This window comes from Gammaproteobacteria bacterium, assembly GCA_036381015.1.
GTDB lineage: Bacteria > Pseudomonadota > Gammaproteobacteria > Steroidobacterales > Rariloculaceae > ZC4RG20.
Genome location: DASVDR010000005.1, coordinates 1 through 23,187 on the forward strand (window position 1 = coordinate 1; position 23,187 = coordinate 23,187).

At 68.7% G+C, this 23,187-nt stretch carries 15 protein-coding genes; 12 read left to right on the forward strand and 3 right to left on the reverse strand.

Translation table 11 applies throughout. The annotated features are described in order from the left end of the window. From VF329_00820 to VF329_00840, 5 genes are all read left to right on the forward strand, one after another. The coding region (locus VF329_00820) for a hypothetical protein (protein HEX7079542.1) at window positions 1-193 on the forward strand (193 nt) is incomplete at its 5' end. A gap of 197 nt (window positions 194-390) precedes the next feature. Further along, window positions 391-1,557, forward strand: coding sequence for an acyl-CoA dehydrogenase family protein (locus VF329_00825; protein HEX7079543.1), 1,167 nt, complete (start codon window positions 391-393; stop codon window positions 1,555-1,557). Window positions 1,558-1,701: 144 nt separating this feature from the next. Continuing rightward, entirely contained in the window at window positions 1,702-3,984 is a 2,283-nt protein-coding gene (locus VF329_00830) for a nuclear transport factor 2 family protein (protein ID HEX7079544.1), read from the forward strand. A gap of 187 nt (window positions 3,985-4,171) precedes the next feature. Continuing rightward, window positions 4,172-6,295 carry a TonB-dependent receptor gene (locus VF329_00835; protein HEX7079545.1) on the forward strand — a complete coding sequence of 708 codons (2,124 nt, stop codon included), beginning with the start codon at window positions 4,172-4,174 and terminating at the stop codon, window positions 6,293-6,295. A 52-nt stretch (window positions 6,296-6,347) separates the two neighbouring features. Further along, window positions 6,348-7,466 carry a PepSY-associated TM helix domain-containing protein gene (locus tag VF329_00840; GenBank protein ID HEX7079546.1) on the forward strand — a complete coding sequence of 373 codons (1,119 nt, stop codon included), beginning with the start codon at window positions 6,348-6,350 and terminating at the stop codon, window positions 7,464-7,466. A gap of 52 nt (window positions 7,467-7,518) precedes the next feature. Here VF329_00840 and VF329_00845 read toward each other — a convergent pair whose 3' ends face one another. After that, on the reverse strand, window positions 7,519-8,937 hold the full coding sequence (locus tag VF329_00845; protein ID HEX7079547.1) for a DNRLRE domain-containing protein: 1,419 nt from the start codon (window positions 8,935-8,937) through the stop codon (window positions 7,519-7,521). A gap of 406 nt (window positions 8,938-9,343) precedes the next feature. On the opposite strand from VF329_00845, the gene VF329_00850 reads away from it, so the two are divergent. The 3 genes from VF329_00850 (at window position 9,344) to tal (ending at window position 14,697) form a co-directional block, all read left to right on the forward strand. Continuing rightward, window positions 9,344-11,287, forward strand: a complete 1,944-nt coding sequence (locus VF329_00850) for a glycoside hydrolase family 15 protein (protein ID HEX7079548.1) — start codon at window positions 9,344-9,346, stop codon at window positions 11,285-11,287. A gap of 169 nt (window positions 11,288-11,456) precedes the next feature. Then, complete coding sequence (gene tkt, locus VF329_00855) at window positions 11,457-13,496, forward strand: transketolase (protein ID HEX7079549.1); 2,040 nt, start codon at window positions 11,457-11,459, stop codon at window positions 13,494-13,496. A gap of 67 nt (window positions 13,497-13,563) precedes the next feature. Then, entirely contained in the window at window positions 13,564-14,697 is a 1,134-nt protein-coding gene (gene tal, locus VF329_00860) for a transaldolase (GenBank protein ID HEX7079550.1), read from the forward strand. 165 nt (window positions 14,698-14,862) lie between these two features. On the opposite strand, the gene VF329_00865 is transcribed toward tal, so the two are convergent. After that, on the reverse strand, window positions 14,863-15,081 hold the full coding sequence (locus VF329_00865) for a hypothetical protein (protein HEX7079551.1): 219 nt from the start codon (window positions 15,079-15,081) through the stop codon (window positions 14,863-14,865). A gap of 149 nt (window positions 15,082-15,230) precedes the next feature. Between VF329_00865 and VF329_00870 the strand changes: the two genes are divergently transcribed. Further along, window positions 15,231-17,090: a PQQ-binding-like beta-propeller repeat protein gene (locus VF329_00870; protein ID HEX7079552.1), complete on the forward strand. Its 1,860-nt coding sequence runs from the start codon at window positions 15,231-15,233 to the stop codon at window positions 17,088-17,090. 26 nt (window positions 17,091-17,116) lie between these two features. Further along, window positions 17,117-19,093, forward strand: coding sequence for a PQQ-binding-like beta-propeller repeat protein (locus tag VF329_00875; protein HEX7079553.1), 1,977 nt, complete (start codon window positions 17,117-17,119; stop codon window positions 19,091-19,093). A gap of 79 nt (window positions 19,094-19,172) precedes the next feature. Here the strand turns inward: VF329_00875 and VF329_00880 are convergent, their stop codons facing one another. Then, window positions 19,173-19,574 carry an NfeD family protein gene (locus VF329_00880; GenBank protein ID HEX7079554.1) on the reverse strand — a complete coding sequence of 134 codons (402 nt, stop codon included), beginning with the start codon at window positions 19,572-19,574 and terminating at the stop codon, window positions 19,173-19,175. Between the two features lie 194 nt (window positions 19,575-19,768). Here VF329_00880 and VF329_00885 point away from each other — a divergent pair, with 194 nt between their 5' ends. Further along, a complete protein-coding gene (locus tag VF329_00885; protein HEX7079555.1) occupies window positions 19,769-20,383 on the forward strand; it encodes a class I SAM-dependent methyltransferase in 615 nt (204 codons plus the stop codon). Between the two features lie 782 nt (window positions 20,384-21,165). Next, a complete protein-coding gene (locus VF329_00890) occupies window positions 21,166-23,106 on the forward strand; it encodes a heavy metal translocating P-type ATPase (GenBank protein HEX7079556.1) in 1,941 nt (646 codons plus the stop codon). The last annotated feature ends 81 nt before the right edge of the window (window positions 23,107-23,187 follow it).

A 23,187-nucleotide genomic window follows, 5' to 3' on the forward strand; every position in this document is an offset into this window, starting at 1 on the left:
GCAGAACATCAGCCTCGCGTCGCTCGTGATGCTGACGCTGCTCGGCAACGAGGAGTTTTTCGTCGTGCCGCTCGTCTATGCCGTCGTGATGAAGCTCACGGCGCTCGGCTTCATGTACTTCGCGCGGCGCTGGCTCGCGGCAGACGAGGCACAGCAGGGCGCGCAGGCGCCGGCGGCGGAGCCGGTGCATTGAAACGGCTGCGGCGGGCCGTCGGCCCGTCGTAGGCGCGTCGCTACTGGGACGGACTCCTTCGGAGCCCCTCTTCGCGCGCGGCTGGTCGCCGCTTCGGCCGCTCATCTTTTTTGCGAAAATCGTGTCAGACACCATTTTTGGGCACGATTCGGGCAAAATCGCGGTTCAAGAGGTTCAGCACGAGGAGGAGCCCTGGGATGGTGAGCAACAGCGAGGCGGCGCAGCCGGATCTTCCCGAGCGCGCACGGCGCGTCGCGGAGATCGCGCGCGAGCATGCGGAGTTCGGCGACGAGCACGGTCAGCTCGCGGAGCCCGTCGTGGAGGCGCTGCATCGCGAGGGACTCTACGGCATGTGGGTCCCGCGCTCGGTTCGCGGCGGACACGAGCTCGACGTGGTCTCTTCCCTCCGCGTCATCGAGAATCTTTCGTACGGCGACCCGTCCGCGGGCTGGGTGCTGATGGCTTCGGCTCTCGCGATCGGCACGGGCGCCGCGTACCTCGGCGACGAAGCCGTGGAGGAGCTTTTCAGCGGCGCCCGCTTGCCGGTCATCGCAGGCCAGGGCACGCGGCCGGGCAAAGCCGTGCCGCACGACGGCGGCTTTCTCCTGAGCGGCTCGTGGAGCTTCGCATCCGGCATCAAGCACGGCACGCACATCCACACGCTCGGCATCATCGAAGGCACGGGGGAACCGCGGATCTTCGTGCTGCCGGTGGAGCAGGCCACGCTGATCGACAATTGGGACGTGCTCGGGCTGCGCGCCACCGGCAGCATCGATTACACGATCGAGTCCGTGCACGTGCCGGAGGCCTATACGCACTTCGCGGTCACCGAGGAGCCGCGCCGCGGCGGCAGCCTCTACACGCTCGGCATCATCGGCTTCGCGGCGATTTGCCACTCCGGCTGGGCGTGCGGCATCGGCCGACGCATCCTCGACGAGCTCGGCGAGCTGGTTCGGCAGAAGGCCGCGAGACGCGGCACGCTCGCCGACAGCGCGAGCTTCCAGGAGCAATACGCGAACGCCGAAGCGGTCTACCGCTCCGCGCGGGCGCTCGTCTACGAGACGTGGAACGACGTGAAGGAGACGCTAGATCGCGGGGACAAGCTTTCCGTGAGGCAGCATACGCTGATCCGCCTCGCGCTCGCGCACTCCACGTGGTCGTCGCACCATGCGGCCATGTTCGCCTACAAGGCGGCCGGTACCGCGGCGCTGCGCTCCGGAACGCTCCAGCGGCTGTTCCGCGACATGCACGCCGGCACGCAGCACATCACGTCGTCCCCGCCGGTGTATGCGACGATCGGGCGAGAGCTCGCGGGGCTGGCCGAAGGCAAGAAGTGGCAGTTCCTGGATCTCGTCGACAGCTGACGGGCGGCGCGCGAAAGGCGGCGGAGATTCGCTGAGCCGGGGTTGGCTCCCGGGATCGGCGCGTCGCTTTCGGCCATCGGATGGCGGCGCCGCGCGGACGCGCGCGGGAGCGGTCCCGCGCCGAGCAAAGAGGGGGGAACGCTGATGGCATCGACGCTCGCCAGGGCTTTCGTGCTCTTTATTTGCGTCGCGGCGGCCGCGCTTCGGCCCGCGCTCGCGCAGCCCAAGGACGCCGGCCTCGATGCCCGCCTCGATCGCCTGGAGGCCGAGATTCAAAGCGCGGAGAACCTGAGCGCTGTCAAGCGCCTGCAGCGCATCTACGGGTACTACGTCGACAAGGGCATGTGGGCCGACGTGGCCGAGCTCTTCGCCGACGATGCCGTCGCGAACTATCCGGCCGGCGTCTTCATCGGCAAGGAAAGCATCAGGCGGCACCTCTTCATGAACGTCGGCGGCGGCGAGATGGGCGAGGTCGGTCTCGGCTACGGACGCCTCTACGACCATCTGAACATCCAGCCCGTCGTGCACCTCGATCCGGGCGGCGAAACCGCTCATGGCCGCTGGCGGGCGCTCGCGATGTTCGGCCATTTCGGGGGCGGCGCGACGTGGGCCGAAGGCGTCTACAACATGACGTACGTGAAGGAGGACGGCGTGTGGAAGATCCGCACGCTCGACTACTACGCAGGCTTCGGTGCGCCGTACGAGACGGGCTGGGTCGTGCCGGAGCAGCCCCGCGAATCGCGCGCGCGGCGCAATCTGGCGCATCCGCCCGATCGCGAGCGCAACATGCCGTGCGAAGGGTTCCCCGAAGCGTGCATCGCGCCGTTCCACTACGAGAACTTGGGAACCGGCTCGAACGTTGTCGCGTGGACGACGGGCGCCGCCGCTGCCGAATCGGCGGTCCGCGCGAGCGTCGAAGCGCGCGCGGCCGACCTCGCGCGGCGAGCGCGGCGGCTCGCCGACGAGCAGGAGATCGAGAACCTCATCGAGATCTACGGCTACTACCGCGACCGCCGCAGCTGGGATCAAGTCGCGGACCTGTTCGCCGACGACGGCACGATCGAAATGGGGCTCCGCGGCGTCTACGTCGGTAAGGAGCGGATCCGCGCATTCCTCGATCTGCTCGGCCCCGCCGGTCTCGAGGACGGGGTCTTGAACGACCACGTCCAGCTCCAGCCCGTCGTCACCGTCGCCCCGGACGGCCGCACGGCGAAAGCGCGCAGCCGCGAGCTTGCGATGACCGGCGTCTACGAAGGCCGCGGGTGGTGGAGCGCGGGTGTCTACGAGAACACTTTCGTGAAGGAGGATGGCGTCTGGAAGATCCAGTCGCTGCACTTCTACCCGACGTTCATAACGGACTACGGCCTTGGCTGGGCGAAGGATGCGCAGCCGGCGCCCGGCGTCAGCGCGGAGCTTCCGCCCGATCGGCCGCCGACCGACGTCTATGCGATTTATCCGAACGCCCACATCCCGCCGTACCACTACTTGAATCCGGTCACGGGGGAGCCGCCGGTTTATCCGCCGGGCGCCGGCCGGCCGAGCGCCCCGATCGATGCCGTGTTCCCGCCGGTAGGAAGCCGGAGCGGCGCGGCCGCTGATGCCGCCGCGGGCGCGGCCGCCGATACCGCCGCGGCTTCGGCCGCCGATGCCGCGAGCGGCGAGGCCGCCGATGCCGCGGCCGACTCGGCGGCCGATGTTTCAGCCTTTAGGGACGCCGATGCTTCAGCCGTTACGGACGCCGATGCCTCAGCCGTTGCGGGCGCGGATGCCGCGGGCGGCGCGGCCGACGTGCTCGCGCTCGTGAGCGAGGCCGAGCGTCTCGTCGCGCGCGTGAAGGACTATCACGAGCTCGACAATCTCGAGAACGCGTACGGCTACTACCTCGACAAGAATCTGTGGAACGACCTCGCCGACCTCTTCGCGGAAGAAGGCTCGATGGAGCTCGCGCAACGCGGTGTCTATCGGGGCCGCGAACGCGTGCGCGGTTTTCTGTTCGCCGCCTTCGGCGCCGAGGGTCCCGTGGAAGGCCGGCTCGGCAATCACATCCAGATGCAGCACGTGATTCACGTCGCGCCCGACGGGCGCAGCGCGAAGATCAGGGCGCGGATGCTTCAACAGCTCAATTTCGGCGGCCGGCCTTCGCTCGGTGCCGCCGTCTACGAGAACGAGGCGGTGAAGGAAGACGGCGTCTGGAAGTTCAGCAAGGTGCATGCCTTCAACACGTGGACGGCGAGCTATGACGGCGGATGGGCGCACAGCCCCGGCCGGCGCCTGCCCGGCCCGAGCGAAAACTATCCGCCGGACGGCCCGCCGACGTTCGTGTTCGAGATGTTCCCGAACGTTTACGAGCTGCCGTTCCACTACGCGAATCCGGTCACCGGCAGGCCGCCCGCCCTCAGCACGAGCGACCTGGCCCCGGCGGAGTGAGCGCTGCGGCGAGCGGCGCATCGAGGATCGGCTCCGCGGCCGGAGGAGCGGGCACGGGCCGCCCATAGCGGATCGCGGGGTCGCGGCCCGGCCCTTCGACTGCAACCCCCCGGCCGGGCGGGGCTTGCGCGCCGTTGCGATTTGCAAATAATAAGCGTTCGCATTTGCATGCCAACGGAGGGCTCGAATGGGGCAGGGAAGCCGTCACCTCGCGATCGCGCTCGGAGTCGTGCTGGCCGCCGGCGCGGCCGAACGTGTCGCCCAGGCACAGGAGGGCTCGCGAGGGCTCGAGGAAGTCGTCGTAAAGGCCGCGCGATCCACGGAGCCCGCCGCCGCGTTGCCTAACCGCGTGACGCTGATCGATCGGGAGGATCTCGCCGAGCAGCTTGCGATCTCCACGAGCACGCTCGACGCGGTCGGCACCAGGGTGCCGAGCTTCTCGCCGACTCGCCAGAAGCTTTCCGGCTTCGGCGAAAGCATGCGCGGGCGCGAGCCGCTGTACATGATCGACGGCGTGCCGCAATCGAATCCGCTCCGCAACGGCTCGCGCGACGGCTTCACGCTCGACCCCGCCGTCATCGAGCGCGTCGAGGTGCTCTACGGCGCGAACGCGATCCAGGGCATCGGGGCGACGGGCGGCATCGTGAACTACATCACCCGCAGCGCCGCGAGCGGCGAAGGCACCCGGTACGAGGTCGGGGCCACGGTCGCCGGCTCCGGCGAGAGCGACGGCAACGGTTTCAGGACGAGCATCACGACGATCCGGCAATGGGACGACGTCGATCTCGTGGCGAGCATCGCCGCGGAGCGGCGCGGCGCGTTCTACGACGCCGCCGGCCGCCGAATCGGCGTCGACAATGTTCAGGGCGACATTCAGGACTCCGAGTCGTTGAACCTGTTCGCGAAGCTCGGATGGCAGCTCGGCGACCGCACGCGCGCCGAGCTGATGCTGAACGACTTCGAGCTCGACGGCGACGGCGACTACGTACCGTTGCCGGGCGACCGCTCGCTCGGCATCCCGACCTCGTCGGAGCGGGGCTCGTTCGAGGGCGACCCTCCCGTGAACGACGTGCAAACCGCGTCCTTCAGCGTGAGCCACGAGCTCGCGGCGGGAAGCGTCGACGCGCAGCTGTACTTCCAGGATTTCACTGCAGTCTTCGGCGGCGGCCGGTTCGCGATCTTTCAGGACCCGGAGCTCGATCCGAGCGGCCAGCTCTTCGACCAGTCCGCGAACAATTCCGAGAAGCGCGGGGTGAAGGTCGCGTACACCGGCGAGGATCTTCTCGCACCCGGCTTCGGGGTGACTGCCGGCCTCGATTACCTCGAGGACAAGACATTTCAAGAGCTGATCCATACCGGCCGCTTGTGGGTGCCGGAAACGCAGTTCCGATCGCTCGCGCCGTTCGTGCAGGCGCGGCAGGCGCTTGCCGGCGACCGGCTTCACCTGTCCGCGGGCGTTCGCCGGGAAATGATGGCGCTCGAGGCCGACACTTTCGTGACGCTCGCGGGAGCCGGCGGGCAGACCGTGCAGGGCGGCTCGCCCGAGTTCGACGAGAACCTCGTGAATGTCGGAGTGAGCTTCGACGCGACGGACGCCGTGACGGTCTACGCGTCGTTCGCCGAGGGCTTCACGGTGCCGGACGTCGGCCGCGTGCTCCGCGCCGTCGCGACCCCGGGAGCAGACGTCGACACGCTGCTGAATCTCGAGCCGATCGTCGCCGATAACGTCGAGGCGGGGCTCAAGTGGAGCACCGCACGCTGGTCCGGCGACATCGCCTACTTTCAGTCGGAGTCGGACTTCGGGCAGCGCTTGCAAGCGGACGTGGACGGCATCTTCTCGGTGATGCGCGAGCGCACCGAGATCGACGGTGTCGAGCTCGCGGTCGCGTTCGCCGTGTCCGACGCGCTCGGCATCGGCTTCAACTACGCGCGGATCGACGGCGTCTACGACGCGGACGGCGACGGCTCGGTCGACACGGACCTCTCCGGCGTCAACGTGAGCCCCGACAGGCTGAATGCCTACGCCGAATGGAGCCCGCACGATCGACTGAATCTGCGCGTGCAGTCGAGCACGTTCTTGGATCGCCGCTTCGACGATGCCGGCACGGAGACGGACTTCGACGGCTATTCCGTCGTCGACGCCGTCGTCGGATGGGAGCTCGAGGGCCGCGGGCGCCTCGACTTCGCAGTGCAGAACCTCCTCGACGAGCAGTTCGTCACGTACTACTCGCAGTCCGCGACGTTCGGCCTGGACGATTACTTCGCGGGACGCGGCCGGACGATGACGGTGCGCTGGACCGGGTCGTTCTGACGGCTGAATGCAGGTCCGGCACCGACCGCACGTAACGCATGTTCGGCACCGAATGCGCGTAATCCAGGTCCGGCACTGGGCGGCTGTGCACGCGTGGGCCGGGCTTGCGGCGAGCCTCGTGCTGGCCGTGATCGGCGCGAGCGGTGCGCTGCTCGTGTTCAAGGACGACTGGATCCGCCTCACGGTGCCCGGCGCGCGGGATACGGTAGCCCTCGACGACCCGGCGCTCGCGCGCGTGGCGGAGGCCGCGGAGGAGGCGTTCGGCGCCGACCGGATCGAAGCCGTGAAGTTCGCGACGCCCGACCTCGGCGTGCATCGTATTTACCTCGCCGATGGCGGGGGCGCGTACCTCGACGGCACCGGAGCCGTCGTCGATCGCTGGCCGAAGAACGGCAGGCTCGAGGACTGGCTCCTCGATCTGCACTTCAAGCTGCTTGCGGGACCGGCCGGCGAAGCAGCCGCCGGCTGGCTCGGGCTCGTCGGGACCGCGCTCGCGCTTTCCGGCGTCGTGATCTGGTGGCCCGCGCGCCGGAGCTATCGCCGCCGCTTCGTGCCGCGCTCGGGCGATCGGCGCGAGCTGCTCGGCACGCATCGCGACACGGGCGTCTGGGCAGCCGTGCCGCTCGTGATCTTGTGCATGAGCGGCTCGATGATGATTTTCGATGCGCCGACGGTCGCCGTGCTCGAGCGCCTCTTCGGCGCCACGGCGGAGCCGCCTTTGCCGGCACCGGCGAGCACCGCCGATGCCGATGCCGGAGAGCCGCGCGTCGACTGGCGCGACCTCTTCGACGAAGGCCGCCGCCTCTTCCCCGAAGGCGTCGCGCGCATCGCCAGCTGGCCCGCGCCCGGTGGATTCGCCGTCGTGCGCTACCGGCAGCCCGCCGAGTGGCATCCCAACGGGCGCTCGACGTTGACCTACGACCCGGCGGCGCGGCGCGTCGTGCAGCACGCGGACGCCACGCGCTTCGGGCTCGGCCTCCGGATCAACCACGCCCTCTACCCGATCCACTCCGCGCGCATCGGCGGCCCGCTCTACGCCGCTTTCGTCGCCGTCGCCGGCATGATGCTCGCGTGGCTCGGCCTGCTCGGCGCGTGCTCTTTCCTGAGGAGATCGCGCCGCGCGGCGCTCCCGCGCGCCGCCGGCCCGGTCACGGACCGGCAGCGCCCGTAGCGGCCCCGTTGCTCGCGAGCAGCGCGCGCGACACCGGTCGGCGCGGCGCAGCTCAGAAGCCTATGTTGTCGCCCCAATCGGTTTGAACCGTGCCGCCGAGATCGAACGGCACCGTCGCGGCCACTTGGTTGTCGCCGAAGAAGTTGCCGTCCTGCTGGAACTCGATCCCGGCGGTCCAGGACGCGCCTTCGCCGTCGGGCGCCGCGAGGTTGCCGCGCAAGATATTACGTGTCCCTTGGACCGTGATCGCGTTTCCCGCCTGAACCCCCGCCATCGGCACGAGCACGTTGTCGGCCACGATATTGGCGTCGCCGTGTATCAACAGGGCCGAGAATCCGGACGTGATCACCGTGTTGCTCGTCAACAGGTTGCCGTTACCCTGGATCGAGATGATTCCACCCGAGTCGCTCGTCATGAAGTTGCCCATCATCCGCACGCTTTCGCCGAGCTCCACGCAATCCGATAAGCAGTCGAGAGTATTTTGCTTGACGACGGAGCCCGGCCCGGCGACCAATAGCTGAGAGGCCGAAGTCGTAATCCGGGCCACCGTGGCATTGGGGCCACCGAGCTCGATGCCGCCGCGGCCGCCGCCGGCGACATGCAGATCCTCGATCGTCGTGGCTCTCCCGCCGCCGGCGATGATGATGCCTTCGCTCACGGCTGAGAGGCTGCCGTTCCGCACCGTAACCGCATTGCCTTCGATACGGATGCCGAAGCCCTCGAACCCTTGTGAGACCCTGAACCCGCGCAGGTCGAGCAGCACGCCATCGGCGACGATCTCGATCAAGGTGCTGCCGATCGGCACTTCCATCCCGAAGCTCCAGTCCCTGTCGAGCACGTAAATTCCCGGCTCGTCGATGACGGCCGGAATAGCCGAGAGATCGAGCACGTGCGTGACCCTATTCCGAGGAGGGCGCGGGCCGCTGTCGGCCACCGTCACATCGAGCGTGGGATGAGCGCCTCCCGAGCTCTCCTTCGTGTCGAAGACGGCCCGGATCGGCTCTGAGGTCGTCAGCAGGAATCCGGCGGCAGGCAGAGCGCCGTCCGCCCACTTCTGCACGGTCTCGGTGACGTCGATGCTCACTGTGCTGCCGACGTCCTCCAATGCGAACGTCACGCTGCCGACCGCAGTGCTCTCGACCGGCGGTGTCGTCGAGAAGCTCACGGAACTCTCGCTCCACGAGGAATTCACTGCATGAACGAGCACCGTTCCGCGCGCGAGAGCATCGGCGAGAAATAGACGCAACGTGGCTTGCGAAACGTCCGCGCCGGCGATGGTTGCGGCGTCGAACTGCACCAGGCCCTCCTTCGGGCCATAGTTGTGCACGACGATGCGCGTGTCCGCACCGTAATTGCGGCTGGGCTGCAAGGCGTTCACGTAGGCGTCGCCCGTCAGCGGCAACGCAACGTCCTGTGCCGGCGACGACACGGCACAAAGACAGAGGGCGTATGCGAACCATTGGGTTCTCATCAGAGACGATCTCCGGCAGCGGTGGCGTCCGTCGCCGCCGCGGCGTGATGCGAAGGCCGCCGGGACGCTCCTTCGTCTCGGACGCTTGGTTGATTCCTATGCTTTAACCGTTCTCGGGAACGGAAGGGGTCGGGGGATAAGAGGAAATGTTCGGCGCGAGCGCCCGCTCGAGACCAGGGGTAGTGCCCCCTATTGACAGCGGGCTACAGGATGATCGTCGCCTGCGACGGAAGGCAGCGCGGCCCAAGAGAGACAAAGGGTTGCGATGACGGCGCCGACGCGATCGCGGCTGCGGCCACGACGCCGCCGGCGTGCTCGGCCTTCCGTGGAGACGGATTCGCGGCCGCTGCCGTCCATGGAGCCGGTTGATCGTCCAAGCGGCGTGGGGTTAAGTAGGCGGTCAGCGATGAGCGCGCTCGGAAACAGCACGACCTCGAAGCCGCTCGAGGACTACGGCCTCATCGGCAACATGGTCTCGGCTGCGCTCGTCGCTCGCGACGGCTCGATCGATTGGCTGTGCCTGCCGCATTTCGACTCGGCCGCGTGCTTCGCCGCGCTGCTCGGCGGCCCGGAGCACGGGCGCTGGCAGATCGCGCCTGCGCAGCCGGGCTTTCGGACGTCGCGTCGCTATCTTCCCGGCACGGCCGTGCTCGAGACGTGCTTCGAGACCGACGCCGGTGCGGTCTCGTTGACGGACTTCATGCCGCTCACCGAGGACGAAGGCAAGGTCGACGTCGTCCGGATCGTGCGGGGGCTGCACGGGGAGATGACGCTCGGCATGGAGCTGGTCCTGCGGTTCAACCACGGGCAGGCGGTGCCATGGGTGCGCCGGCGGGATTACGGCATGAGCGCCGTGGCCGGACCCGACGCGATCGAGCTGCACACGAACGTGCCGCTCGAAGGGCGGGACATGAAGACGCTCGCGTCGTTCACGGTGCGCGAAGGCGAGAGCGTACCGTTCAAGCTCTCGTATCATCCGTCGCATCGAACGCCTCACTTCGTCCCGGACCACCAGGAGAGCCTCGAGACGACGGTGTCGGCGTGGCGGGAGTGGTCGAAGCGGTGCCGGTTCGAATGCTCCGACAGCGGCTGGTGCGACGCGGTGACTCGCTCGCTGATCACGCTGAAGCTCCTGACGTTCCAGCCGACCGGCGGTATCGTCGCGGCACCCACGACCTCGCTGCCGGAGACGATCGGCGGTGAGCGCAACTGGGATTACCGCTACTGCTGGATTCGGGACTCGACACTCACCCTCTACGCGCTGCTCAACGCCGGCTATCGCGAGGAAGCCGGGGCGTGGCGGCGCTGGTTGCTGCGGGCGGCGGCCGGTCATCCGGAGCAGCTGCACATCATGTTCGGCATCGCCGGCGAGCGCTGGCTGCCCGAGAACGTCGTGCCGTGGCTGCCGGGCTACGAGAACAGCCGCCCGGTCCGCATCGGCAATCGGGCGGTCGAGCAACGGCAGCTCGACGTCTACGGCGAGCTCATGGACGTGCTCCACGCAGCGCGCGAAGCGGATCTCAGCCCGCTCGACGAGGCCTGGCGCATGCAGAAGGTCCTGCTTCGGCACGTCGAGAAGGTCTGGTGCGAGCTCGATCACGGCATCTGGGAGGTGCGCGGGCCGCAGCGCGCGTTCACGCATTCCCGGATGATGTGCTGGGTGGCGTTCGACCGTGCGGTGAAGTCCTGCGAGCGCTTCGGGCTTTCCGGCTCAGTGGAGCGGTGGCGCGCCGTGCGCGACGAGATCCGCGACGACATTCTGCAGAACGGCTACGACGCGCGGCGCAACACTTTCGTTCAGCACTACGGCGGCGAGGCGCTCGACGCCTCGCTGCTTCTGATGCCGCAGGTCGGCTTCCTGCCTGCCGACGATCCCCGCTTCGTCGGCACCGTGGCCGCCATCGAGCGCGAGCTCATGGAGGACGGCTTCGTGCTGCGCTACTCCACGGAGCAGGTCGATGACGGCGTCGGCGGCAAGGAGGGCGCCTTTCTCGCATGCTCGTTCTGGCTGGCCGATGCATACGCGATGCTCGGCCGCCTGGACGACGCGAGCGCGCTGTTCCAACGGCTGCTCGACGTACGCAACGACCTCGGGCTGCTCGCGGAGGAGTACGATCCCGTGGCGAAACGCCTGCTCGGCAACTTTCCGCAAGGCTTCTCGCACGTCGGGCTCGTGAACACGGCGTTCAATCTCGTGGAGATGCACGGGCCGGCGCAGCAGCGATCGGAGCGCGTCGCGCCGAAGAACCCCGGAGCGCGCGCCTGCCGCATGGGCGCGGCCTTCCCGGAGCAGGAGGACGATCACGGCGGCTCCGGCGTGCCGCCGAGCCGTCTTTCCGACCTCGAGTGAGCGAATGTCGGCGCCGCTCGTAGTCGTGTGATCGAGCGAGATTGCGGGGCGGCTTGGCACGTCGATTGCAGACCGTCCCGGGGCTCGAGCGAGCGCGCGCTCGAGCGGTACCGCGCGGGCCGACCGAATGCGGGAGCGGACCGAAGATCACGATCACGACGGTGGAGACATGAGCGGCACGAGCAGCGCAGACGTGACGCGGCGCGCGATCGACACGATCCGCGTGCTGTCGATGGACGCGGTCCAGCAGGCGAGCTCCGGCCATCCCGGCACGGCGATGGCGCTCGCGCCGGCGGCGTATCAGCTCTACCGCAATGTGATGCGCATCAGCCCGTCGAACCCGCAGTGGCCGGGCCGCGATCGATTCGTGCTTTCGGCCGGCCACGCGTGCATCCTGCAGTACACGACGCTGCACCTCTGCGGCTACAACCTCTCGCTCGACGAGCTGAAGCGCTTCCGGCAATGGGAGTCGCTGACGCCGGGACATCCGGAGCATTTCCTGACGCCGGGCGTCGAGACGACGACGGGGCCTCTCGGCCAAGGCTTTGCGAACGCCGTCGGAATGGCGATGGCCGAGCGCCTGCTCGCTCAGCGTTACAACCGCCCGGGCCACGAGATCGTGAACCACCGCGTTTTCGTGATCGCGTCCGACGGCGACCTGATGGAAGGCGTGTCGCAGGAGGCGGCTTCGCTCGCCGGCGCGTTCGGGCTCGGCAAGCTCACCGTGCTGTATGACGACAACCGCATCACGATCGACGGCACTACGGCGCTGTCGTGGGATCGGGAGGACAAGGCGCGGCGCCTCGAGGCGCAGGGCTGGCACGTGCAGCGGGTCGAGGACGTCAACAATCTGGCCGCGCTCGAAGCGGCATTCGGCGCTGCGGTCGACGAGATCGACCGCCCGTCGTTGATTTGCGTGCGCAGCCATATCGCGTACCCGGCGCCGCACGCACAGGACACCGCGAAGGCGCACGGTGCGCCGCTCGGCGAGGACGAGGTCAAGGCCACGAAGCAGATACTCGGCTTCGATCCGGAAGCGCGCTTCGTCGTGCCCCCGGAAGTGGCCGAGCACATGAACGTCGTCGCGAAAGGCCAGCGCCTCGAGGACGAGTGGATGTCGCGGTTCTCGGCCTGGCGGGCCGCCTTCCCGTCGCTCGCGGAGGAGTGGGACCTCGTGCATACCGGAAAGCTGTCGCCCGGCTGGGCCGAAGCTCTGCCGCGCTTCCAGCCGGCCGAGCAAGCGAAGATCGCGACGCGGGCGGCGGGCGGGAAGGTGATGCAGGCGTTTCAGCGCCATGCCCCGACGATGATCGGGGGCGCGGCCGATCTCGTCGAGTCGACGAAGACGGCGTTCGAAGGCGCCGGTATGTTCGGCCGACGCTATGCCGGGCGCAACGTGCCGTTCGGCGTGCGCGAGCACGCGATGGGCGCGATCGTGAACGGGCTCGCGCTGCACGGCGGCATCGTGAAGCCGTTCGGCTCGACGTTCCTGATCTTCAGCGACTACATGCGCCCGGCCTTGCGTCTCTCGGCGCTGATGCGTCTGCCCGTCGTCTGGGTGTTCACGCACGATTCGGTCGGGCTCGGCGAGGACGGCCCGACGCACCAGCCGGTCGAGCAGTGCATGTCGCTCCGCGCGATACCGAACTTGTGGGTGATTCGTCCCGCGGACGCGAACGAGACGACGTTCGCGTGGAAGGTCGCGCTCGAGCGCGCGGAAGGACCGGTCGCGATCCTGCTGACGCGCCAGGCCGTGCCCGTGCTCGACCGGCGCACGGTGGCCGAACCCTCGGGCCTCGAGAGGGGCGCGTACGTGCTGTGGGACAGCCGCGAGGGCGGCCGCCGCGCGCTCGATCTGCTGCTGCTCGCGACGGGCTCGGAGGTCTGGGTCGCGCTCGAGGCCGGCAAGCGGCTGGCCGCCGACGGCATTGCCGTGCGCGTCGTATCGATGCCGTGCTGGGAGCTTTTCGAAGCGCAGCCGCGCGAGTATCGCGACTCGGTGCTGCCGCCGGAAACTCGCGCGCGGCTCGCGATCGAAGCCGGTGTGTCGCTCGGCTGGGAGCGCTGGGTGGGAGATGCGGGCGATTCGCTCTCGATCGATCGCTTCGGTGCGTCCGCCCCGGGCGCGACGGTGCTCGAGAAGCTCGGCTTCACGCCGGAGAACGCGGCGGTGCGCGCGCGCTCGCTTCTCGGGCGCCGCGGGGCATGAGCGGATCGGCATCCGGCCGATCCTGTATTCTCGCTTCACGGAAGAGAGCGCACAGCCAGGAGCAGCCATGACGAAAACTCCGTTACAGCAGCTCGCCGATTACGGTCAGAGCGTGTGGATCGATTACCTCTCGCGCGAGCTGATTCGATCCGGCGAGCTCGAGCGAATGATGCGCGAGGACGCCGTCGTCGGCGTGACCTCGAATCCCACGATCTTCGAAAAAGCCATCTCGTCGGGCGGCGGTTACGACGAGCAGATTCGCAAGACCCTCGCGGAGACGCGCGAAGCGAAGGAGATTTTCCTGCGCCTCGCTGCCGTCGATGTCGGCGAGGCCTGCGACGTGCTGCGTCCCGTTTACGATGCGGGGCCGCCGGCTGGAGCATCGGGCGGCCGGCCGGGCGGCACGCAGCGCGACGGTTACGTTTCCATCGAGGTCGACCCGTCGCTCGCCTACGATACCGAAGGGACCACGGCGGAAGCCGCGCGCCTGCACGCGTTGATCGACCGCCCGAATCTGTTCGTGAAGATCCCGGCGACGAAACCGGGCCTGCCCGCGATCGAGGACATGATCGCGGCTGGCAAATCCATCAACGTCACGCTGATTTTCTCGTTGACCCGCTACGAGGAGGTGGCCGAGGCCTACATTCGGGGCCTGGAGCGGCTCGTTGCGGCCGGCGGCGACGCGTCACGCGTCGCGTCGGTGGCGAGCTTCTTCGTGTCGCGCGTCGACACCGAGACCGACCGCCGGCTCGACGCGATCGGCGGTCACGAGCGGCTGAAGGGGAAGCTCGCGGTCGCGAATGCAAAGCTCGCGTACCGGCGCTACACGGAGATCTTCTCCGGGGAGCGGTGGGAATTCCTCGCCTCGAAGGGCGCCGTCACGCAACGCTGCCTGTGGGCATCCACGTCGACGAAGAACCCCGCATACTCCGACGTGATGTACGTCGAGGAGCTGATCGGGCCGGAGACGGTTAACACGCTGCCCGAGAAGACGATTCGCGCGTTCCAGGATCACGGCCGCGTCCGCGCGACGCTCGAGGAAGGCGTCGACGAGGCCAAGGCGCTCTTCGACGAGGTCGCGAAGGTCGGAGTCGACTATGACGACGTCACCGCCACGCTCGAGCGCGAAGGCGTCGACGCGTTCGCGGATTCGTTCGCGAAGCTGCTGGCCGGGATTCGCGCGCGCGCCGAGGCCGCTTAGCGGACCGGGACCGCGAAGCCGCGGGCAGCCCGGCCGGCGTCACGATGGCCATCTGCGGGGGCGCCGCGCGATAGGCTGGCTGAGCGGCCCCCGGAGGAGCGGACACAACAGCACACGGAAGGGAGGGGGCCGCTCAGCCAATTCTGCTCTGGACGATCCGAGGATTCAGGGCGCCCGCCGCCGGCTCGCCCTCGGACGGCGCTCCGCAAGCTCGATGACTTCCGCTTTCGGCCGGCTCCGCAGCCTGCGGAGCTCGGCGATGGCCTCGGCTCTCGCGAACGGCATCGGCTGACCGGTCTCGAGGGCCAGTCGATACGCGCGCCGATCGATCCATTCCCACTCGGATTCGCTGAAGATGAACGACATACTGCCGAATCCGGACATTTGGCCCTCCTTCAGCTAGACACGGTCGAGCGGCGCTTCGGTTTCACCCGGCCCCGGCCGGGGCGGGAAGCCGCGGGCAGGTTGCATTGGCCGCGTCTTGGAGGCGAACATGATCCGCGGAGCCGGGGGGACGACGGACGGCAGCGCGAATGGCGAACAGACGATCGATTGGCGGGGAGCACGTCTCCGCCGTAACGGCGGCGCTCGGGCGCTTCACGGTGGTCGCGGCGGCGCTCGGCGCGCTCGGCAGCGCCTACGCTCAAGGCACGGGCCGAGCGGAGGACGGCTCGCCGGCAGCGAAGACGGCGGCCGCAAACAGCCGCTTCGTCCCGGTTACCGACGAGATCCTCGAGAATCCGGACCCGGCCGACTGGCTGATGTACAGCCGCACGTACGACGCCCGGCGCTTCAGCCCCCTCGACCAGATCCATCGCGGGAACGTCGCGCAGCTCGAGCGCGTCTGGCACAAGGCGTTGCCCGAAGGCGTCGTCGAGGTCATCCCGATCGTCTACCGCGGCGTGATGTATCTCTCGACGCCGGGCGACCGAGACCGCTCGAGCGGCGTATTGGCGCTCGATGCGGCCACCGGCGAGCTCATCTGGGAGTACGCGCCTCCGGGCAATTCGTCGTCGAGGATCAAGGCGCTCGCGATCTACGACGACATGATCTACTTCACGGCCCCGGCGCCGCGCGGCGAGCCGAGCCCGATCGTCGCGCTGGACGCGAGGACCGGGGAGGTGCGCTGGCGCACGCCCGTCACGCCCGAGACGCATACCTCGGGCGCGATCGTCGTCGACGGCAAAGTGATCTCGGGCCGCACGTGCAACAGCGCTCGGGAAAATTGCTACATCGCGGCGCACGATGCGATCACCGGTGAGGAGGTCTGGCGTTTCTACACGACGCCGGCCGAAGGGGAGCCGGGCGACGAATCGTGGGGCGGCGCGCCCGTGAGCGGCCGGCGCGCGTCCACGTGGGGCCTGCCCGGCACGTACGACCCGATGCGGCGGCTCCTCTTTTGGGGCATCTCGAATCCGATGCCGAACACGCGCGCCGCCCGCCACGGCGGCGATCCGTACGCGATTCCGACGCACGCGCCCGCCGATCTCTACAGCAACTCCACGGTCGCGCTTCGGCCGGATACCGGCGAGCTCGTTTGGTACTACCAGCACCTTCCGGGCGACGACTGGGACATGGACATCAATCAGGAGAAGATGCTGATCCGGACCGTCATCGATCCGGATCCGCGCTTCGTCAAATGGATCAATCCGAACGTCCCGAAGGGCGTCGAGCGCGACGTCGTCGTCACGGTCGGCGAGGGCGGCGGCATCTGGGTGAACGATCGCGAGACGGGCGAGTTCATTTGGGCGACTCCGTTTCCGTACGACACCGAGCACTTCATCATTTCCGACATCGACGTCGAGACCGGCGTCACGCACATCAATCGTGAGCTCATCCTCGACGAGCCCGGCAAGCGCAGCATCGTCTGCTTCTGGAACACTCGCAGCTACTGGCCGACGGCCTACCACCCGGGGCTGAACTCGCTCTACGTGCCCTACGTCGACCATTGCCTCGACATGACGCGCGCGGTGCCGGGCGGCGCCGGCGAGAGGCGCATCGGCGCGCTCCGGCCGGGCGCCGACCAGGCGAAGTTCGCCGGGCTTGCACGCATCGACATGACGACCGGCGAGATCCATCGCCTGCACGAGGGGCGCGCGGCCGGCAACGGCGCGGTGCTCGCGACCGCCGGCGGATTGGTGTTCTGGGGCGACATTACGCAGGTCCTGCGCGCCTTCGACGCCGAGACCGGCGAGATCCTCTGGGAGTCCGAGCCGCTCGGGGCCACCGTCCAAACGAGCACGATCACGTATGCCGTAGACGGCAAGCAGTACGTCGCGGTCGTCAATGCCGAAGGCGTGTTCGGCTCGCCCCGTGCGCTCGCGGAGGCCGGCGGCGTGGACGTGCCCGAGCACCAAGGCAACTCGATCAACGTGTTCGCGCTGCCCGATTGAGGCGGCGCCGCATCCGGAGGAGAGACATGACGCTGACGGCGCGCCGCCGCTCGATTCTCTGCGCCGCGGGCTTGGCTTTCTTGAGCGCGGCCGGCGGTCCGGCAGCCGCGGACGAGGCCTCGAGCACGGATGCCGAGTGGCCGGCCGTTCCGGCCGGCGACTGGTGGACGATCAACCGCGACTGGGCGGCGACGCGCTTCTCGCCGCTCGAGCAAATCGACGCGGAGAACGTCGGCGGCCTCGAGCAGGCGTGGACGTACGTCCTCGGCTCGAGCTCGACTGCCGTGCCGCTCGCCGTTGGCGGCGTGCTCTACGTTCCGGCGGGCGATCGCGTCGTTGCGCTCGACGGCGACACCGGCGAGGAAGTGTGGGTTCACAGGCTCCGGCCGGCCTCGTCGGCGGAGCCGGCGGCGGAGGCCGGGCCGCGGCGGCGCGGACCGACCGCCTCCACGCGCGGGGTCGCCTACTGGCCCGGCGACAGCGAGCGGGCGCCGCGGATCCTCTTCACGGCGGGCTCCGAGCTCACGGCGCTCGACGCCGCGACCGGCGAGCCGGTCGCCGAGTTCGGCGAGAACGGCGTCGTCGACGTCGGCGTGCCCTACGGCGGCGCGCCGGTCGTCTACCGCCACGCGGCGATTCTCGGCGCGGCCGTCGGCGAGGTGCCGCAAGGTCCGCCGGGCAACGCGCGTGCGTTCGACGTGCGCACCGGCGAGAAGCTCTGGGAGTTTTGGACCGTGCCGCGCCCGGGCCAGCCGTTTCACGAGACGTGGGGCGGCGACAGCTGGCGCGAGCGCTCCGGCACGAACATGTGGGCGTTCTCCGCGCCGATCGATGCGGAGCGCGGGATCGTGTATCTGCCGATCTCGAGCCCGGCGCCGAACTACTTCGGCGGCCGACGTCCGGGCGCGAACGTCTTCGGCAACTCGATCGTCGCGGTCGATGCGCTGACGGGCGAATATCGCTGGCATTTCCAGACCGTCCACCACGACATCTGGGACTCGGACATGCCTTCGGCGGGCGCGCTGTTCGAGCTCGAGCGGGACGGCGAGCGTGTGCCCGCGATCGCCCATGTCGGCAAGACGAGCTACTTCTTCGTGCTCGACCGCGTGACCGGCGAGCCGCTGATCGACGTCGAGGAGCGGCCCGTGCCGCGCGGCGACGTGCCGGGGGAATGGTATGCGCCGACGCAGCCGTTCCCCGTCCGGCCCGAGCCGCTCTCGCGCGTGAGCTTCGACCCCGAGCGCGATCTCGTGAGACCCGAGGACACGACACCCGAGCATGCCGCGGCCTGCCAAGAGCTGATGGAGCGCAGCGGCGGCTACCACAACGAAGGCCCGTTCACGCCGTTCCTCTACAAAGCGCCCGACGCACCGCCGCGGTCGACGATCCAGCTTCCCGGCGGCACCGGCGGCGTCAACTGGGGCGGCGTCGCGATCGATCGGCAGACGAGCCTCGTGTACGTGAACGCGCACGACACGTCGCTGGTCGGCTGGATCGAGGACCGCGACCCCGAGGGCAACTACGGGCGAGGCACGGCCGAATCCACGCAGCCCTACGACCGCGCGAGCATTCTCGGGCCGGGTCCGTACGCGAGCTTCAGTGCGCCGATCGGCGGCGAGTTCGACGAGGCGGGGCGGCCCGTCGGGCCCACCGCGCCGTGCTACCGCCCGCCGTGGGCGCGGCTCGTCGCGATCGATCCGAGCGCCGGCGAGATCGTCTGGGAGTCCGTGCTCGGGCTCGACGAGGATCTGCCGCAGGGCAAGCAGCGGGTCGGGAACTCCGGCAGCGCCGGGCCGTCGGTCACGGCCGGCGGGCTCGTGTTCGTCGGCGCCACGAACGACCGGCGCTTCCGCGCGTTCGATGCGCACACCGGCAAAGAGCTGTGGACCGCGCGGCTCGAGGCGAACGCGAACGCGAATCCGATGACGTATCTCGCCGCGAGCGGAAAGCAGCACGTCGCCGTCGTGGCCGGCGACCGGGTCGTCGCATTCGCGCTGCCTTGACCGTTGTCGAGGTGTGCGCGGTGGAGGCTCGGAGGGAGCGAGTGAGCGCCGCCGGACTGTGCATCGGCACGAATAAAAATCACGAATTATCCTGTGCTTGTGGCTCAGATCTCACGTAAAGCGTGAGGCCTGAGGCGCCCGTGATCCGCACGCGCGTACCCTCGGCGATCGGCCTCTCGCCGGGGCGGACCCGGGCGCGCCAGCGCTCTCCGGCCACCGTGACATAGCCTTGCGGATCGAGGTCCTGTTGCGCGACGCCCGTCCGGCCGATCAGCTCGATGCCGCCGGTCGGCGATTCGCGCCCTTCGTACGCGGAGCGCAGAAACGGATACAGCGCGAAATCCTTGACGACGTACACGGCGTAGCCGGCGACGGCGACCCACGCGCTCCATCCGGTTTTCGGCCAGAGCCAAAGCAGAAGCAAGCCGACCAGCGCCCAGCCGGGCAACTGCAGCAACATGTACTTCGTGAAGGTCTTCATTGCGAGGGCGAGATGCGCCGGTTCAAATGTCGCGCTTTCGTTCGACGCGGCTGCGCGGGATCGACGTGCTGGCGCCGAGGATTGCGCCGCTGTCGCGCTTTTGCAATGGTGGGCTCGAAACCCGAGCCGGAGCACGACCGTGACTCGCATCAGGTCCTCCCGCCTGCTCACGGCCTCTCGGGAAGGCCGGCCCGATGGCGAACGCTGACCGCCCGATGCCCGTCACCAAAGCGCTCTTGATGCGCACCTTTGGTCGTCCCGAGGGTGTTCTCGGATGGCTCGGCGGCATGATCATGGCGCGCACGAACCGCCGGATGATCGGGCGCGCTGTCGAGTTGCTCGATGTCCGGCCGAGCGATCACGTCCTCGAAGTCGGCTTCGGCCCGGGCGTCGGCATCGCGTACCTTGCACGCGCCGTGTCCTCGGGACACGTCGCGGGCGTCGATCCGTCCGAGCTGATGCTCGGGCAAGCGAGGTCGCGCAACGCCGCGGCGGTCGCCCGCGGCGCCGTCGAGTTGCGCAAGGGCGGCGTCGAGCGCCTGCCGTTCCGGAACGAAAGTTTCGATCGGGTGATGGCCATCAACTCGATGCAGCTTTGGCCGGATGCCGTCAACGGGCTGCGCGAGATTCACCGTGTGCTGAAGCCCGGCGGATGCCTCGTACTCGGTTTCACGCGGCACTCGGGGCAAGGACGAGAGGGCGTGGCCGAGGCGCTCGAGGCAGCCGGCTTCACGGACGTTCGCTTCGACGACGTCGATGCGCGGGACTTCTGCGTCGTCGCGAGCAAGCGCTCGAAAGCCGACGGCTGATGATCGACCTAGCGGCGAGGTGTCGACGCGATCGACTCGCACGGAAGGGTACAGGACTTGCATCCTATTGGACATGAAGCACCCGATGCCGCCGTACAGAGTGCGCGTAAGCCTTCGGCGGTCATCGGCACATCGCCGGGTGCGATCGGCACCGCGATTGCTCAACAGCACTTGCAGTGTTCTGGGCTTCTGCAATTCCCCGCTGATGAACGTGCCGGAGGCCTATATCCAGTTCAAACCCGGTACGATCCCCGATTTTCCGGGGCGCGCCTCGATCAGCGGCTAAAGGGCTCGTCCGAGGAGCGTGTCGGCGGTGTCTCCATAGTAAGGTCGAGTCTTCTCGGCCGCGAGGGAGGGAAGCGGATTGAGGATGCGCATGCCGGCGAGACCGAGCACGGACGCAAGGATCAGCAAGAAGGCGAGCCGCCGAGCACGCATCAAGGGCGATTGCGTTTCATCTGCAAACAGCACCGCACGTGCCGCACCGTCTCCTCATCTTCGGTCAGGAACGTTCGAGCGGCAACTCCGCGCTATGATGGAGCATACGATCCACGCGGACGAGCTCGGGGCAGCCGATAGAGTGCCGGCCGCCTCACCGTGAGGCCGGCGAACCCGGCGTGCCGATCGGCATGAGCGGACTGGAAGGCTCCGAACATTCGCATTCGCCGCACCGCCATTCGGCGGACGCGCACGCCGATCACACGGTTCGGGAAAGCCGCGGGCACGGCGCCGGGTCCGGCGAGCACGCGGCACACGACAAGCATGCCGGCCACAGCGTCGAGATGTTCCGCAGCCGCTTTTGGCTTGCCCTCGCCCTGACCCTGCCGACCGTCCTATGGAGCGAACACCTGCAGGAGTGGTTCGGCTACGCGGCTCCGGACTTCCCGGGCGCTCGCTGGCTGCCGGCGCTCTTCGGCACGGTCGTCTTCGTGTACGGCGGCCAACCGTTCCTGGCCGGCGCGCGGCGCGAGCTGAAGGCTCGGCGGCCCGGCATGATGACGTTGATCGCGCTCGCGATCTCGGTCGCCCTCGTCTACAGCGCCGCTGTCACGCTCGGCTATCCGGGCATGGCGCTCTGGTGGGAGCTTGCGACGCTGGTCACGATCATGCTGCTCGGTCACTGGATCGAGATGCGATCGATTTCCCAGGCGCAAGGGGCGCTCAAGGAGCTTGCGAAGCTGCTGCCGGATACCGCGCTGCGCATCACCGGCGACGATCGAACCGAGGAAGTGACCGTCGATCAGCTTCGGGACGGAGACCTCATCCTCATCCGGCCCGGGGCGGCGGTGCCGGCGGACGGCAAGGTCCGCAGCGGCAAGAGCAGCGTCAACGAAGCGGCCATCACCGGGGAGTCGAATCCCGTCCACAAGCAAGAGGGCGACGAGGTCATCGCCGGCACGGTCAACGGTGAAGGATCGCTCCGCGTCGAGGTGACCGGCACGGGCGACGACACGGCGTTGGCCGGAATCATGCGGCTCGTCGCCCAGGCGCAGACTTCGCGCTCGCGTGCGCAGGCGCTCGCGGACCGAGCGGCATTCTTCCTGACCATTGTCGCGATCGGTGCCGGCCTCGCGACGCTCGTCGGATGGCTCGCGGCGGGCGCAGAGCTCGATTTCACCGTGACTCGCGTCGTGACCGTGCTCGTGATCGCGTGCCCGCACGCGCTCGGGCTTGCCGTGCCGCTCGTGATCGCGATCTCGACGACGCTCGGCGCCCGCAGCGGGCTGCTGGTTCGCGACCGCCGCGGACTCGAGGAAGCCCGCAGCTTGGACACGGTCGTCTTCGACAAGACGGGCACGCTGACCCTGGGCGAGCACCGCGTAGTCGACGTCGCGACGGCGGAAGGGGTCGCCGTCGAGGAGGCTCTTCGGCTGGCCGCGGCCGTCGAGCGTGATTCCGAGCATCCGATCGCACGAGCGCTGCAGAAGAGCGCGGAGGAGCGGGGGCTCGACGTTCCGCAAGCGCGAGGATTCGAGGCGCTGCCGGGGCGCGGCGTGCAGGCGGACGTGGAAGGCCGTCGCTTGCAAGTCGGCGGCCCGGCCTTGCTCGGCAAGCTCGGCGTCGGCCTTCCGACCGTGCTGCGCGAGGCCGAGGCGCGCTTCAGCGGCAATGCCCAGGCCGCCATCTTCCTCGTGGAGGGCCGCCGCGCGTTGGCTGCATTCGCCATCGCGGATGCCATTCGGCCGGAGTCGTACGAGGCCATCCAGCGCCTGCACGAGGCGGGGATCGAGGTGGCGATGTTGACCGGCGATTCAGCGGCCGTCGCGCATCGTGTCGCCCGGGAGCTCGGCATCGATCAGGTGTTCGCGGAGGTGCTGCCGGACCAGAAGGCCGCGAAGATCGAGGCGCTGCAGCGCGAAGGCAAGCGTGTCGCCATGGTCGGCGACGGGGTGAACGATGCGCCCGCGCTGGTGACGGCCGATATCGGTATTGCGATCGGCGCCGGAACGGACGTCGCCGTCGAAGCGGGCGATGTCGTGCTCGTCCGCAGCGACCCGCGCGACGTGCCGAGAATCGTATCGCTGAGCCGCGCGAGCTATCGGAAGATGCTGCAGAACCTTTGGTGGGCGGCGGGCTACAACATCGTGACGATACCGCTCGCGGCCGGAGCTCTGGCATGGGCCGGCATCGTGCTCGCTCCCGCGGTCGGCGCGGCGCTGATGTCGGCGAGCACGGTGATCGTCGCGATCAATGCGCAACTGCTGCGGAGGGTCTCGCTGTAGAGACGAGGTCACATTGTCGCCGACGTGCGGCTGCATGTGCCCGCAGGCCCAGCGTCGATCGCAGCCGATGAGCGCGACGCG